The 15,596-nt window shown below is 68.6% G+C and carries 10 protein-coding genes; all 10 read left to right on the top strand.

All coding sequences use genetic code 11. The features are described 5' to 3' along the window. On the top strand, positions 1–241 hold a 241-nt coding region (locus tag HOP12_07340; GenBank protein ID NOT33969.1), incomplete at its 5' end, for a hypothetical protein. Beyond that, a complete protein-coding gene (locus tag HOP12_07345) occupies positions 238–732 on the top strand; it encodes an adenylyltransferase/cytidyltransferase family protein (protein NOT33970.1) in 495 nt (164 codons plus the stop codon). The genes HOP12_07340 and HOP12_07345, both read left to right, overlap by 4 nt. Then, on the top strand, positions 729–1,766 hold the full coding sequence (locus tag HOP12_07350; GenBank protein NOT33971.1) for a glycosyltransferase family 9 protein: 1,038 nt from the start codon (positions 729–731) through the stop codon (positions 1,764–1,766). Before HOP12_07345 ends, HOP12_07350 begins: the two co-directional genes overlap by 4 nt. Beyond that, positions 1,726–2,487 (top strand): glycosyltransferase family 2 protein, encoded by a 762-nt coding sequence (locus HOP12_07355; GenBank protein NOT33972.1) that lies wholly within the window; start codon positions 1,726–1,728, stop codon positions 2,485–2,487. Before HOP12_07350 ends, HOP12_07355 begins: the two co-directional genes overlap by 41 nt. Continuing rightward, entirely contained in the window at positions 2,460–3,572 is a 1,113-nt protein-coding gene (locus HOP12_07360) for a glycosyltransferase family 4 protein (GenBank protein ID NOT33973.1), read from the top strand. Before HOP12_07355 ends, HOP12_07360 begins: the two co-directional genes overlap by 28 nt. A gap of 118 nt (positions 3,573–3,690) precedes the next feature. Continuing rightward, positions 3,691–5,061, top strand: a complete 1,371-nt coding sequence (gene rseP, locus HOP12_07365; GenBank protein ID NOT33974.1) for an RIP metalloprotease RseP — start codon at positions 3,691–3,693, stop codon at positions 5,059–5,061. Further along, positions 5,042–7,012: a BamA/TamA family outer membrane protein gene (locus HOP12_07370; protein NOT33975.1), complete on the top strand. Its 1,971-nt coding sequence runs from the start codon at positions 5,042–5,044 to the stop codon at positions 7,010–7,012. Before rseP ends, HOP12_07370 begins: the two co-directional genes overlap by 20 nt. Positions 7,013–7,016: 4 nt before the next feature. Further along, positions 7,017–11,138 (top strand): hypothetical protein, encoded by a 4,122-nt coding sequence (locus tag HOP12_07375; GenBank protein ID NOT33976.1) that lies wholly within the window; start codon positions 7,017–7,019, stop codon positions 11,136–11,138. An 88-nt stretch (positions 11,139–11,226) separates the two neighbouring features. Then, positions 11,227–14,394 carry a BamA/TamA family outer membrane protein gene (locus HOP12_07380; GenBank protein ID NOT33977.1) on the top strand — a complete coding sequence of 1,056 codons (3,168 nt, stop codon included), beginning with the start codon at positions 11,227–11,229 and terminating at the stop codon, positions 14,392–14,394. A gap of 7 nt (positions 14,395–14,401) precedes the next feature. Next, positions 14,402–15,596: UvrD-helicase domain-containing protein (locus tag HOP12_07385; protein NOT33978.1), on the top strand; the 1,195-nt coding region annotated here is incomplete at its 3' end.

Raw genomic sequence — 15,596 nt, forward strand, 5'->3', positions numbered from 1 at the left:
GAGCCTCGCGGCGTGGGGCAGCGAGGAGGCGGTCGACGTGACCGGCGCGGGCGATGCGGTGGTGGCGACCGCCACGCTGGCGCTGGCGTCCGGGGCGCCGCCGCGCGTCGCTGCGGCCCTCGCCAATGTCGCGGGAAGCATCGCCGTGAGCCGGCGAGGGGCGCATGCGGTTTCTCGCGCCGCACTCGATGCCGCGCTGCGGCCTGTGGTGACGCGCTCGCGCCGTCGAGGCCGTTCGTGAGCGAATCGTCGCGCGTCACGTCGCGCCCGGCCGCGCGCGAGCTCGTGGCGAGCTGGCGTGAGGACCGGCAGCGAGTCGTGTTCGCCAACGGCGTGTTCGATCTGCTTCACGTCGGGCACCTGCGCTACCTCGAAGGCGCGCGTGCGCTCGGTCAACGCCTGGTGGTCGCGGTCAACGGCGACCACTCGACCGCGGCCCACAAGGGACCGGGCCGCCCGGTGGTCCCGGCACTCGAGCGGGCGGCGCTCGTCGCCAGCCTGCGGTGCGTCGACGCGGTCGTGATCTTCGACGAGCCGACGGTCGACGCGCTGCTGCGAGAACTGCGGCCCGACGTGCACGCCAAAGGCACCGACTACGTGGCGGAGGGCGTGCCCGAACGCGCGACCATGCGCGCACTCGGTGGCGAGACCGCGATCACCGGGGACGCCAAGGCGCACGCCAGTCGCGACCTGGTCGAGCGGATCCGCCGCGGCGGGCGGGAACCGCGATGACCGCGGTGCTCGCGATCCGCCTTCGAGCCCTCGGCGACGTGGTGCTCACGATCCCGGCGCTGCGTGCACTTCACCTCGGACACGGCGCGCCGGTCGACGTCGTCACCGATCCTCGCTACGTCGAGCTGGTCGAGGATCTGCCGTACGTGCGCCGGGTGTTCGCGCTCGGTCGCGGAAGCTTCGACACGCTGCGCCTGATCGCGACCCTGCGACGCGAACGTTATGCAGTCGCCGTCGACTTCTTCGGCAATCCCCGCAGCGCGTGGTTGACGGCCGGAGCTCGCGCCTCGACCACCGCCGGCTACAATCTGCGCGGGCGCGGCTTTGCGTATCGGATTCGCGTGGCGCGCGAGCAGTCGCCGGGGCCCGGCCGCCGGGAGTACGCGGCTCACGTCCACCGACGTCTGGCGCTCGCAGCGGGCGGGAGGGACGACGGACTCGATGCGCGGCTCACGCCGACCACCGCGGCACTCGCAGCGGCGGATCGCATGCTCGCCTCGGCGGGCGTGCGCGATCCGGCGCATGCGATCGCGCTGGTGGCGGCGGGCACCTGGGCCACCAAGACCTGGCCGATCGCACACGCCGCGTTGCTCGCGCGGCGGCTGGTCTCGGCGGGTCGTGAGGTGGTGCTGATCGAGGGTCCGGGGGAGGAGCGGCTGGCCGCTTGGTTGACCACGAACGCGCCGGGTGTGGTGAGACTTCCGCGATGCGGGATCCGAGAGCTCACCGCCGTGATTGCGAGGCTCTCGGCCCTGGTCGGCACCGACAGCGGTCCGCGACATCTCGCCGCCGCGCTCGGCCGTCCGACCTACACGTGGTTCGGTCCGACGCACCCCGATACCTGGACCGCGCCCGATCCCCGACACGGTTTCTGGCAGACCTCGTTGCCGTGCCGCGCCTGCGATCGCACGCGCTGCGTTCACTGGTCGTGCCTTCCGGCACTCGACCCGGCGATCGCCGCGGCGCACGTGCTCGCTCACCTGGAGGCATTCGGTGGAAACCCTGCCGATTTCGGTCCTGCTGCTCGCGCGTGACGAGGCGAGCCGACTCGCGGTGCTGCTGCCGCGGCTCGACTTTGCGTCCGAAGTGGTGGTGGTGGTCGATTCCGCAAGTCGCGACGACACGTCGCGCGTCGCGAGTGCCGCGGGGGCGCGAGTGTTCGAGCGAGCGCTCGAGGGCTTCGGAGCGCAGCGGCAGTTCGCGCTCGCCCGCTGCCGGGAGCCGTGGGTGCTGTGGTTGGACGCCGACGAAGTGCCAGACGAAGCGGCGCTCGCAGCCATTCGCACCGCCGTCCGGTCGCCGGGTGAGGTGCGCGGATTTCGATTGCTGCGACGCGGCTGGTTCATGGGCCGGCGCATGCGATTCTGCGGCTGGCAGGACGAGCGCATCACGCGACTGTTCCGCCGCGAAGGGGCCAGCTTCGACGACGCACCCGTCCACGAGCGTCTGCGGCTCGAGGGGCCGCAACGCGATCTGGACGGGGTGCTCGAACACCACAGCTACGAGTCGTTCGAGGTGTGCCGGACCAAGCTGGTCGACTACGCGAGGCGTGGCGCCGAGAGCGCGCGCCGACGCGGACGCCGGGCCGCCGCTCCGGATCTGGTGCTGCGGCCGCTCGGCCGCTTCGTGCGGCAATACGTGCTGCAGCTCGGCGTGCTCGACGGCGGCCATGGATTGGCGCTGTGTCTCTATTCGGCCGCACAGGTGTTCCTGCGGGAGTTCGAGTTGTGGTCGTCGGCACACGCGCGATCGTGACGCGCGCCCTGCGGGTGCTGCATCTCGACGGCGGACGCACGCTGCGAGGGGGCCAGCGGCAGGTGGCTCGACTGGTGGAGGGGCTGGCGAGCCGGGGAGTCGAGAACCACGTACTGAGCGCGTGCGCGGAACTCCGTGAACGCCTCGCGACCTCCGCGATCCGGCTCGAGGCGTGGCGTCCGCGCGGCGATCTCGACCTGGTGGCGGCATGGAGGTGCGCGCGTGCGAGTGTGGCGCCCGCCGATCTGATCCACGCACATGACGCGCGTTCCCACGGCATCGCCCTGCTGGCTCGTGCGCTCGGCGCACGCGTTCCGGTGGTGGTGTCGCGGCGCACCGATGCGGCGATCGGTCGCGGGTGGGCGAGTCGCCTCAAGTATCGAGGGCCGGTGGCGAGATGGCTGGCGGTGAGTGAGGCGGTGGCGGCCAAGCTGCGCGCTGCAGGCGTCGATGCGGATCGCATCGCGGTGGTGGCGAGCGGCATCGAGCACCGCCCTGCGGGCGGTGCCGCCGTGGCGCGCGCGACGCTGGGCGTTGCTCCCGACGCGCGTGTGATCGGAACGGTGGCGGCGCTGACTCCCGAGAAGGGACATGAGGTGTTGCTGGAAGCGGCCGTGCGGGTGTGCCGTCGCGAACCGCGCGCGCGGTTCGTGTGGATCGGCGAGGGCCCCGAGCGGGCGCGACTCGTTGCTCGACGCGATGCGCTCGGACTGGCAGCCCACGTGATGTTCGCGGGAGCACATCGGGACGCGCGAGCGCTGATGCCGGGGTTCGATCTGCTCGTCGCGCCGTCACGCATCGAGGGGCTCGGAACGGCAGTGCTCGAGGCAATGGCCGACGGCGTGCCGGTGGTCGCCAGTGCGGTCGGCGGGCTGCGCGAGCTGATTCGAAATCGAGAAACCGGTCGCAGTGTCCCGGTCGGCGATCCGGCAGCGCTGGCGGATGTGATCCTCCAGGCATTCGCTGAGCCGTCCGAGACTCGTCAAATGTCCGAGCTCGCGCGCGTCGAGGCAGCCCGCTACGACGTCTCAACCATGGTCGAAGCGACGTGGCGGGAATACGAGCGGGTGATTCGACGTGTCTGAACGCTGAGGCGGCGAAACGCGACGGCCGATAACCCATGCGTGATGACGCCGCTGATCCTTGACGCTCCGATGGGGCGCCGGTAGCCTGCCGAGAGCCTTCAAGCAAAAGGAGTTGCACTTGCTCAACACGCCGGTGGTACCCGGGGTCCTGCTGCTCGGCCTCGTGATTTTCGTTCACGAGCTGGGCCACTTCATCGCCGCCAAGCTGCGTGGCGTGCGGGTGCTGCGGTTCTCGCTCGGATTCGGGCCCAGGCTGATCGCGGTAACGCGCGGCGAAACCGAGTACCGGCTGTCGTGGATTCCGCTCGGCGGCTACGTCCAGATGGCGGGCGACAGTCCGGACGAAACCGGCTCGATGCCGGACACTCCCGATCACTTTCTCTCGCATCCGTGGTATGGACGGCTGTTCATTGCCGCCGCCGGTCCGCTCGCGAATCTGATCACCGCGTTTCTCGTGCTCGTGGGCGTTGCGCTCACCGGCGTGAGCTATCCGGATTACCCGAATCGGCTCGGCGTGACGCCCGATACCAGCGTGGCGTATCAGATGGGGCTGCGCGAGGGCGATCGAATCGTTCGAGTCGGCGCAGCCCCGGTCGCCAGCTGGATTCCGATCTTCCTCGGTGCTTCGAAGGTCCCGACCGACCAGCCGCTCGAGCTCGGTGTGACGCGCGGGGACTCCACGTTCGCGCTATCGCTCAGCGCCGTCGATCGCGAGCCGCTGATGTCGAGCCTTCATCGGCCGCCCGATCCGCCGGTGATCGGAAACGTGGTGACCGGCATGCCCGCATACAAGGCAGGGCTCAAGGTCGGGGATCGCATCACGAGCGTCAACGGCACGCCGATCGCCAACTGGAACGAGCTGCCGCCGGCATTCGACGGGCTCGCGAATCAGAAGGTGCAGCTGCACATCGTGCGTGAGGGCCGCGCGTTCCCGATCGAGGTCAAACCGATCGACCCGACCGGCGGCCCCGAGGGCAAACAGGGGCGGATCGGCATCGAGCCGCCGGTGCAGGGCGTCTACGTCGAGCGCCATCCGCTGCTCGCCTCGATCGACATCGGATTTCGCGCCACCGGCGAAGCGGTCGTGAGCGTCTACGGCGGCATGTGGCTGACGTTCTCGCGCCCGCTCTACTACCGCGAATACCTGGGCGGACCGATCTTCATCGCCCAGGCGGCCAGCGAGCAGGCGCGGCGCAGTCTCGACTCGTATCTCCGCTTTCTCGCGATGATCAACGTCGCGATCATGGCCTTCAATCTGCTCCCCATTCCGGTGCTGGACGGCGGGCACATCGTGCTCGCGCTTCTCCAGGCGGTGCGACGTCGGCCGATCTCGACGCGGGGATACCTCCGCTTCCAGAAGGTCGGACTGGTGGTGGTGGGAAGCCTGCTGCTGCTGATCCTCGCCAACGATCCACTGCGACTGGTGCAGCGTCAGCGCGCGCTCGACCGGGCTCCCAAGGAAGTCCAGGTTGCGCCGACTCCACCCTGACCGCTGTCGCGGAATCGCCCGCGCCGCCGTCATCGCAGTGCTCGCCGGATTGCTCGCGGCGAACGAGGCCGTGGCCCAGCTCGATCTGCTCCAGGAACTTCGCACCGTGCGTCGGGTGCGCATCGAAGGCGCGCGTCGCGTTTCGACGCGCGAGCTGCGGAACGTGCTCAAGACGCGAAGCCCCGCGCCGTGGCCGTGGGCGGATCGCGCGCCGTTGCGCAGTGACTTCCTGCGCGGCGATACCACCTCGATCCGGCTGCTCTATCGCCATCACGGCCACCTGGCGGCGCACGCCACCTACCGCCTGCAGCCGGCCGGTGACGACGAGATGGACGTGGTCTTCACGGTCGAAGAAGGGCCGGCGACCCGCATCGAGTCGGTGGATCTGCTGGGGGTGCGCGGCGAACTGGTGAGCGCGATCCGCAAGCGGCTGTGGTCCAAGGTCGGACGTCCCTTCGACCCCGCCTTCCTGCACCTCGACACGCTGATCATCTCGCAGGTCCATCAGGACCACGGCTACCTGCCGCGCACCCGTGCCTCATCGCGAGAGATCCGGCCTCAGAGTGTCGTGATTCAGTACGAGGTCGCGGAAGGGCCGGTGTATTTCGTGCGCGATATCACGATCCGCGGCCGTGATCAGGTCGCCGAGCGATTGGTCACGCGCGAACTGCTGCTTCAACCCGGCCACGTGTACTCGAGGCTGCGCGTCGAGCGCTCGCAGGAGCGGCTGTACCAGACCGGACTGTTCCGGCAGGTGCAGATCAGCACCGGCTTCGACACCGCGCAGGCGCGCGTCGACTTCGATCTGCGGGTGGCCGAGCGGCGCCGGCGCTGGGTCGATGCCGGCGTCGGCTACGCGACCTCCGAGCCGTTCCGGCTCGAGGCCGAGTGGGGGGCGCGCAATCTGCTGGGCCGCGGACTCGAGAATGCGCTGTCCGGGCACCTGTCGTTCACCGCACTCGAGGGAAAGGTCCCGTTTCAGCGCGCCCGGCTTCAGTATTCGCTGCTCGAGCCGTGGCTGTTCGGCACCCGACTGCGCGGCGAGGTCACGCCGTACGTCGAGCTCTATGACGACCGCGCGAATCCGGGCTACGTACTGCAGCAGCGTTTTCTGGGACTCGACCTGCGACTCACGCGCGAGATCAATCGGTTCACGCGGCTCTCGATCGTGCAACGAAACCAGTGGGTCGAACAGGACGTCGACCGCGACGCGAGCGCGATCGCCGACTCCCTGCCGCTGTCGCCGAACTACCAGACCCACCGTCTCCAGCTCCAGGGGTTGCGCGACTACCGTGACCATCCGCTGTTCCCGAGCCGCGGCTCATTGCAATCGGTCACGCTCGAAATCGCGGGCGGGCTGCTGTCGGGTTCGAGCAGCTTTTGGAAGGGCGAGGCGATTCCCGCGTGGTACACGCCGGTCGGTCGCAATGCGGTGCTCGCGACCCGGCTGCGAGCCGGTATCCTCGAGCCGCTCGGCGGTCGTCGCACGATTCTCGGCTCCGGCGACGCCGATGTGGCGCGGGTGCCGCTCGAGGACCGATTTCGAGCCGGAGGCGTGAACTCGGTGCGCGGATTCGACGAGAACTCGATTCAGAGCGACGGCGGCCTCGCGGTGATCGAAGCGGGCGCCGAGTTGCGCGTTTCGCTGACCCGCATTCCGGTGCTGGGACCTCTCGGCCTCGAGATGTTCGTCGACGCCGGTAACGTCTGGACGCAGCCCGACCGCGTGCGCTGGAACCAGTTCGCTCCCCGCGTCAGCCGCGAGCCGCTCGGCATCGACGATCTTCGCTGGGTGTTCGGACTCGGCCCGCGGCTCGAGTCGCCGCTCGGCCCGATTCGCGTCGACCTGTCGTGGAATCTGCGTCCGGTCGACCCCACGATTCCGGCGCGGCGCGACGAGCGCGGCTATCTCGAGCCGCGCTTCCAATTCGCAGTCGGTCCTTCGTTCTGATCCCATGAACCACGATCCCGGATCCGGACCCAAGCCGCCCCCTCACGAGGCCGATGAGGACCTGGTCCATCGACTCGGCCACTCGGTCGAGGACGCGGTGGAGCGCGTCGATCACGCGGTCGAGGCAGTCGAAGCCCGGGTCGACGAAGCGATCGAGGGTGTGGTCGAGCACGTTCCCGCTCAGGCGCGTGCGTCGGTTCGCTGGACGGTTCGCAAGCTGGTCCTGCTGTCGGTCGCGGGGCTCTCCCTGCTGCTGGTGCTTGGCGGGGCCGGGTTTGTCTACTACCTCTGGAACCACACCGAGTACGCCTCGCACGAACTGACCGGACGCGTGAACGAATTGTTGCGGCAACGCAGCGATCTGGTGCTGGAGCTCGACGGACTGAGCGGCAACCCGCTCTCGACCGTGACGGTGGTGCGTCCCCGGGTACGCTATCGAGAGGGCGGGGGTGCGCCGGTGCTGGAAGCGGCATCGATGAAGATGCGCTACTCGACCTGGGATCTGCTGTGGGCCCGTCGCGGCGCGATCATCCTCGAGCTCGAGCGCCCGACCCTGCGTCTGACGCGCGGGCCCGACGGCAAATGGCGAATCCCGACCTGGAAGGGTGCGCCGGCCCGCGGCGCGGCACGCGGCTTCGACTTCGTGCTCGAACTGCGTGACGGAAAGCTCGTGACGTCGGACCCCGAACTGAATGTCGAAGGGCTGGACGTGAGTCTGTCGCTCGGAACCGCGCCGACTCGCGTTGCGATCGGCTCGATGCGCTGGGACCGCGGTCCGTATGGAAGCGTGCTCAAGAATCTGCGCGCCGACGTGCGCACCGACGACAGCCTGGTGATTCAACTTCAGCAGTTGGAGAGCCCCGACCTCGCGATGCGCGGCACGCTGCGGCGCGCGCGCAAGGGCGGAGTCTCGAAGGTGCACCTGGACGTCTCGAGGGTGAGGTGGGCTTGGCTTGCGCGCGTGTTCCGCAATGACGTGCTCGACGTTCCGGGCACCGGAGCCATGGTCATGGACGGTGAGGGGGATGAGGACTGGAGCGGGCGACTCGATGCGCGGGCGAGCTGGAACGAGCTCAGCGTGACCGGTCGAGGCGGCTTTCACTGGACGCGCGGGGAGCTCGAGCTGGCGCCACTGATCGGCGAATCGAAAGCCGGACAATTCAACGGGCGCGTGAACTGGAACAAACAGCGATGGTCGGTCGCCGGTCAGGCACGGGGAGCCGACCCCGCGCACTGGGGCGCGATCGGTGTGGTCGGTTGGCCCGCGGGCAAGCTGAACGGACGGTTTCGCTACGCGGTCGAAACCGGGAGAACGCACGACGGAGTGCTGACGGCCGAGCTGGGGGCGAGCGACTGGACGGGCTGGAGAGTCGACAGTGGTCAGGTGCGCGTGCACTTTCCCAAGGACGGGCCGATCGATTTCGACGTCCGTGCGCGCCGCCGCGAGGGCCTCATGACGCTGATCGCCGCCACCACGCAGCGAGGCTGGAGCGGTCGCTACGGCCTCGAAAACTTTCCGCTCGACGAGTGGCCGGACGGGCGCGCGACCGGAATTCGTGGCGTGCTGGCGAGCGGCGCTGGCGAAGTGGTGGGACACGACGGCGGCCTGGAGGTGAGCGGCGACCTCAGTGGTCGCGCCACGAACTGGCTGGGTGCCCAGGTCGGACGCTGGACGCTGCGATCGGTGAAGGGTCGCATGTTGCCAACGCCGGACCTGACTGCGGATCTGCGCCTCGAGTCGTTGTTCTTTCTGGGTCTACACTTCGATTCGCTGGCGGCGCCGATCGCGCTCGGTGACCAGCGCATCGCGTTCGAACGACTCGCGGCATTCGCGGGCGACAGCACGCTCGCGCTGGGCGGCGGCGTGAGCTGGAACGATGCCGGGTGGAGTTTCGAGGCGACGCGCGCCCGATTCACGAGCCCGGACTTCGACTGGCAGGTCGAGCCACCGCTGCGCTTCGCGGGCGATCCGAGCGGCGTGCGGTTCGAGCGCGTGATCGCGAACGACAGCACCGCGCATCTCGAGGCGAGCGGGCGCTGGGCGGGTCCCGGCGGTGCGTACGACTGGAAGGGACGCGTCCGGAACCTCGACCTGTCGCGCCTCGGGCTGCCCGCGGATGTGGCGTTACGAGGGCACGGCGACGTGGCGCTCGAGATCGGCGGCGTCGAAGGCGACGCGCGATGGATCCTTCGCGCCGCGATCTCGGACCCCGGCATGCAGGGGCACGTCGGCGATTCACTGTGGCTGTCGCTGGCCGCGCAACCTCACCGGCTCGAGGTCGCGGACGGCCTGCTGGAGCTCGACGGCGGCCGCGTGAGCGCACGCGGCCGCATCGCAGGAATGACCGGCGCGTGGCCGGATTCGCTGATCCCGGAAGGCGTGAACGCGTGGATCGCGTCGGCCTCCGAGTGGAACGGCGAGGCGACGGTCGAACGCTTCCCGCTCGAGCGGCTGGGCGCGCTGGTGCCCGCGCTCAACGGCTCGTTCGGACGCACCAGCGGGCGGCTCGAGCTGAGCGGGGCGCCACGCGCACCGCGCTTCACCACCGCACTCGAGGCGCGGGACGCGGGGTGGCGCACGCTGGCGCTCGACGGCGTTTCGCTTCACACGCGCTACGGAGGCGAGGTGCTCGACATCGAGCGCTTCGAGATGGAGAAGGACGGGGTGCGCTCGCGCGTTTCGGGACAGCTGCCGCTGCTGCTCGCGGTCGGACGACGTCCCGAAGTCCCGGAACGTCCGTTGAGCCTCGACGTGGTGCTGCCGAACGGGAATCTCGCGGTGTTGCGGGAGCTCGTGCCGCAGATCGCCATGGCGACGGGGCGCTACGACGTCGACGCGAAGGTGAGGGGTACGCCGAAGCATCCGGACCTGAGCGGCACCATGCGGGTGAGTGACGGGCGCGTGTTGCTCGCCGGCCGCGAGGAGCTGGTCGAGAAGGTTCAGGCACGCGTCACGCTGGGGGAGCGCACCATCCGCGTCGACAGCTTGTCGGGAATCCAGGTGAATCGCGGTCGCGAGAACGGGCGCATCGCGGGGAGCGGAGTCCTCGAGCTCGACGGACTCGCGCTGCGCGACTATCGATTCGACCTCTCGATGCGCCAGTTCACCGCCGTCGAGCCCGGCGTCTACGCCGCCAACTTCGACGGCGACTTCCGCATCACGCAGGGCCCGCTCGTCAACGGCACGCGGCTGCCGCTCGTGACCTCGAACAACGTGGAAGTCCGGGAGGCCGTGATCCTGTTCGACTTCACCCGTCAAACCGAGGTCGAGCAGGTCGAAGCCAGCACCATGCCGCTCTACTGGCTCTACCGCCTGCAGGTCAGCGCCAAGGACAACCTCAAGTGGCGACCGGCCGACGCCGACATCGAGTTCAGCGCCGACCTGGCCGTCCAGCAGACTCCCGACTCGCTGATCCTGTTCGGGGACATGAAGGCGATCCGGGGGACCTACTACTTTCTCGCGAATCGGTTCAACGTCACGCGGGCGGATCTGAGCTTCGACAACGTGCGCGGCATCGATCCGACACTCGACGCGGAGGCCACCACCACGCTCAGCATGCTGGGCGCGTCGGCCTCGTCGCCGGCACGGCACGAAATCACGGTGACGCTCAGCGGCCGCTCGAGCGAGCCCGACATCCAGTTCTCCGCCACGCCCGACGACGTGGACGACGCCCAGATCCTGAGAGCTCTCACGCTCGGCGATGAATCGAACCCCAATCTCGGCGCACGAGTCGGCGACCCGCTCGACAGCTACCTGACGCGTGCGTTGAGTCGCTCGTTGTCGGAAGAATTGGGGAAGGTGTTCCGCGGGTACATCAACGACATCGAAGTGTCGCGCCAGTCGGGTGGGCTCTTCACCGGGGAGGGCGACGTGATGGTCCGCGCGCGGGCTCAGCTCAATTCCAACGTGAGCCTGCGCTACAGCCAGCGGGTACCGGGGACAGAGCGGACTTCGGGCGCGTCGACGACCATCGATCCGCTCGAGCGCGAGATCGAGGCCGAGTATCGACTGAATCGATTCTTCACCGTCTCGAGCGGTTTCACCCAGCCGCGCTCGAGTGCGACCACCAGTTCGACCGGGCGGTCGAACTTCCAGATGAGTCTCAAGGCGCGCTGGGAATATTGAGCCGCGGAATCGGAGCGACTCGGGGTAGGATCACCGGGCGCCGGGCACTCAGGGGGAGTCTCGACACATGATGGTTCGGAGTCACGCAGTGCGTTCAGCGGTCGGGGCCGCCGGCCTGTGCATCCTGGCCGGGGTGGCGCTCGCGCTCACCCCGCGGCCCGTTGCGGCGCAGCTGTTCGGACAGAACAAGGTGCAGTACGAACGCTACGAATGGCGCACCTGGTCGTCCGATCACTTCGACGTCTACGCGTACGCCGGCTTCGACAGCCTCGCACTGCGAGTGCTCGACCTCGCCGAGAAGACCTCGCCGATGCTCGAGGATGCGCTCGGTCACCGGCTGCGCCGCCGCATCCCGATCATTCTGTACGGTTCGCACAACGACTTCGCGCAGACCAACGTGACCCCCGAGTTGATCGAGGGCAGCACCGGCGGTTTCACCGAGGTGTTCCGCAACCGGGTGGTGCTGCCCTACACGGGGTCCTACGAGGATCTGCGGCACGTGCTGGTCCACGAGCTCGTGCATGCGCACATGTTCGACCTGCTGTACGGCGGGTCGGCGTCGTCGCTGATCGCCGGCGGGGGATTCTTCTCGGTGCCGCTGTGGTTCGCCGAAGGCATGGCGGAGTACTTCTCGCTCGGCGGCGAAGATCCGAACATGGAGATGTTCCTGCGCGACGGCACGCTCGAGGACTACCTGCCGCCGCTGCCGTACTCCGGCGGCTACTTCGTCTACAAGCAGGGCCAGCTCGCGATCACCTACCTGGTCGAGCGCTACGGCGTCGAGCGCTTTCGCGACGTGCTCCAGAAGCTGCGCACCACGCGCAATTTCGAGCTGGCATTCCAGCGTTCGACCGGGACCACGGTGGTGAAGTTCGACGAGCAGTATCGGGAATGGCTGCGCAAGCGCTACTGGCCGCAGATCGCGGTCAAGGAGGACCCCGACAAGTTTGCCCGGCGTCTCACGCGCCACGGGCCCGACGAGAGCAACTTCAACACTGCGCCGTCGATCTCTCCGCAGGGCGATCGCGTGGTGTTCTTCTCGGATCGTCGTCAGTACGCCGACGTGTTCGTGATGTCCGCGTTCGACGGCAAGGGGCTGCGCCGCCTGATCCGCGGGGAGCGCGACGTGCGATTCGAATCGGTGCCTTCGTTCCGCGGCGCACTCTCGTGGTCGCCGGACGGACGCAGGGTTGCGATCACGGCCAAGAGTCGCGGCCGCGACGTGCTGTACGTGATCGACGCAGAGAACGGGAAGGTGCTCAAGGACTTCGAGTTTCCGTGCGAGGCGCTCACCTATCCGGCGTGGTCGCCGGTCTCGGATTCGATCGTGGTGAGCGGACTTCAGAATGGTCGCAGCGACCTGTGGATGGTGGATACGGGTACGGGAGTGCGCGAGCGACTGACCGACGACACGTGGGACGAGCGCGACGCGACCTGGCGACCCGATGGACGCGGGCTGACGTTTTCGTCCGATCGCCTCGCGCCGGTCGTGATGCATCCACGGCGATACGAGAAGGGCTACGGGCGCTTCGGGATCTTCACGCTCGACCTTGGAACCCGCGAGGTCGTGCTGACGCTCGACACCGGTGGCGAGGATCGTTCGCCGGCATGGTCTCCGGACGGTCGCAAGCTCGCGTTCGTGAGCGACCACGGCGGCACGCCGAACGCGTTCCTGTTCGATCCCGCCGACTCGACGCTCATGCGGCTGACCGACGTGCGCGGCGGAATTCAGTCGTTGACTTGGTCGCGTCAGAACGATCGCATCGTATTCGCCGCGTTCACCAAAGGCGGCTTCGACGTGTTCGCGGTCAAGGCCCCGCTGTCGCAGGACGCGGTGGTGCAGCGCCTGCGGCGCGAGCAGCCCGAGAGCGTGATGTCGTTCGAGGACATGCGCCGGCACTGGGTCGATTCGGTCAGCGTGCAGTCGCGCGTGCACGGAAGCCTCGAAGGGGACTGGCCGGACAGTCTGACGCTCGCGGTCGACACGCTCGACTTGAGCCGCGGCGGTCTCGCCGCGCGGGACTCGCTCGCCCGACCGCGTGGCCCGAGCGGTCCGCCGCCGTGGGCCGACGCGGGGCTCCGCACGTATCCGGCGCCGCTCGACACGCTCGCACCGCTGCCGAAGACCTACGGACTCGTCGAGCGAGGGGGGCCGTTCGAGATCCCGGACTCACTGATCGCTCAGGTCCCGTCCCCGTATCGGGCGCAGTTCGCGGCCGAGGGCGCGGGGGGATCCGTCTACGCGTCGAATCTGGGATTCCTCGGCGCGACGCAGCTGTCGCTCGCCGACTTCCTGGGAGATCGACGAATCGAGTTCGCGCTCGGGCTCTACAGCAACTCGCTGTCGGACGCGAATGCCCTGATCGCCTACCACCATCTGCCGGGCCGCTGGGACTGGTCGGTCGGGGCGTTCCACTTCAAGGAGTACTTCGAGTCCGACGTCAGCACGCTCGGCGAACAGTTCGGTTCCGATCGCATCTTCTCGGAGCGCAACTTCGGCGCACTGGTGAGTGGAACGTATCCATTCGACAAGTTCCGGCGCTTCGAGCTCGGTTACGTGCAGCGCTTCGTCGAGCGCCAGTTCTTCGTCGACGACGGATTCGGGTTCCTGATCGCCGACGACAAGGAGTTCCGTTCGGTGAGCGGGCCGACGGTCTCGCTGGTGGGGGACAACACGCTGTTCGGGTACTACGGACCGGTCAACGGCTCGCGCTACAACGCCACGATCAGCGCGGGACTTCCGTGGACGGGACACGCGCTCGCCTACCGCACCTACTCGCTCGATGCGCGCCAGTACTACGACCTCACGCACGGGTACACGTTCGCGCGCCGGCTGCTGGTGGGATGGAGCGAGGGACGCAATCCGCAGTCATTCCGGGTCGGAGGGTTCTCGACCCTGCGCGGCTTCGACGACTACTCGATCTCGGGCAACCGGCTGGCACTCACGAGTCTCGAGCTGCGGTTCCCGTTCATCCGCCAGCTCGGGCTGGTCGGTCCACTTCCGCTCGGCGTCTTCAACCTGCGCGGCGCCACGTTCGTCGATGCCGGCATGGTGTGGAACGACGGTTACTCGCCACGGGTCTCGAATGCGCGCGATCCCGGGGGACGCAAGTTCCAGGACCTGCGTTTCGACTACGGTGTCGGGGTACGGAGCTGGGTGTGGTTCCTGCTCGCGAAGGTCGACGTCGGCTGGCAGTACGACCTGCGCAAGTCGAGCGAGCCGCACTGGCAGTTCAGCATCGGCCCTGAGTTCTAGTCGCACGATGTCGCTCTTCGACGCTTCCATCTCGCAGGCGGGCGTGGCCCTCAACGACGCACAGCGTGCGGCGGTCGAGCATCCCGGCGGACCGCTGCTCGTGATCGCCGGCGCCGGCAGTGGCAAGACCCGCGTTCTCACCGCGCGCGTCGACCGCCTGATCACGCTCGGGGTGGCGCCCCGGCGCATCCTCGCGTTCACCTTCACGAACCGCGCCGCGCGCGAGATGAAGGAACGCATCGCGCGTGCGGCCGGTGCGGAAGCGGCCGCGGTGTGGGTCGGCACGTTTCACGCGACCGGCGCGCGCATCCTGCGTCGAGAGGCCGCGCGCCTGGCGGTGCTCAAGCCGGGTTTCGCGCGCGACTTCACGATCTACGATCGCCAGGATCAGGAGGGGCTGGTCGGCGAGGTGCTGAAGGCGCTCGAGCTGCCCGAAGGCGCCTATCGGGTCGGGGACGTCCTGCGGCGCATCTCCGATTCGAAGAACGCGCTGGTGTCGCCGGCGGAAGCGATGGCCGCGGCGGTCACGCCGTTCGAACAGCAGATCGCGCGGGCGTTCGAGGCCTACCAGAACGGCCTGCGGGCGCGTGGCGCATTCGATTTCGATGACCTGATCGTCGAGACCGTTCGCCTGCTGAGGGACGACCCGGTGACGACGGAGCGCTACCGGGCGCTCTTCGAGCACGTGCTGGTCGACGAGTATCAGGATACGAACCACGCGCAGTTCCGATTGGTCGAGGCGCTGGCGGCGGGCCACGGCAATCTGTTCGTGGTCGGAGACGACGATCAGTCGATCTACGGCTGGCGCGGCGCCGACCTGGCGAACGTGCTCGAGTTCGATCGCGCGTTTCCGGGCGCGGCGGTGGTGCGACTCGAACAGAACTACCGCTCGACCGGCAACATCCTGCGTGCGGCGAACACCGTGATCGCGAACAACCGATCGCGGCGCGGCAAGACGCTGTGGTGCGATCGCGAAGCCGGGACCCCGCTTCGATTCGCGCTGCTGAGAGACGAGGCCGACGAGGCGCGCTGGGTCGCCGACGCGGTGATCGAGCGCGTGCGGCGCGGCCGCCCGCTCACCGAGCTGGCGGTGCTGTATCGCACCAACGCGCAGTCGCGGGCACTCGAAACCGAGCTGGCGATGCGCGGCGTGCACTACGAGATCGTCGGCGGCGTCGCGTTCTATCAGCGCCGCGAGGTCA

The organism is Candidatus Eisenbacteria bacterium (assembly GCA_013140805.1).
GTDB lineage: Bacteria > Eisenbacteria > RBG-16-71-46 > RBG-16-71-46 > RBG-16-71-46 > JABFRW01.

Excerpts from the sequence above, each read along its gene's own strand:
- HOP12_07350 (NOT33971.1), top strand. The coding sequence starts at position 729 with ATGACCGCGGTGCTCGCGATCCGCCTTCGAGCCCTCGGCGACGTGGTG.
- HOP12_07375 (NOT33976.1), top strand. The coding sequence starts at position 7,017 with ATGAACCACGATCCCGGATCCGGACCCAAGCCGCCCCCTCACGAGGCC.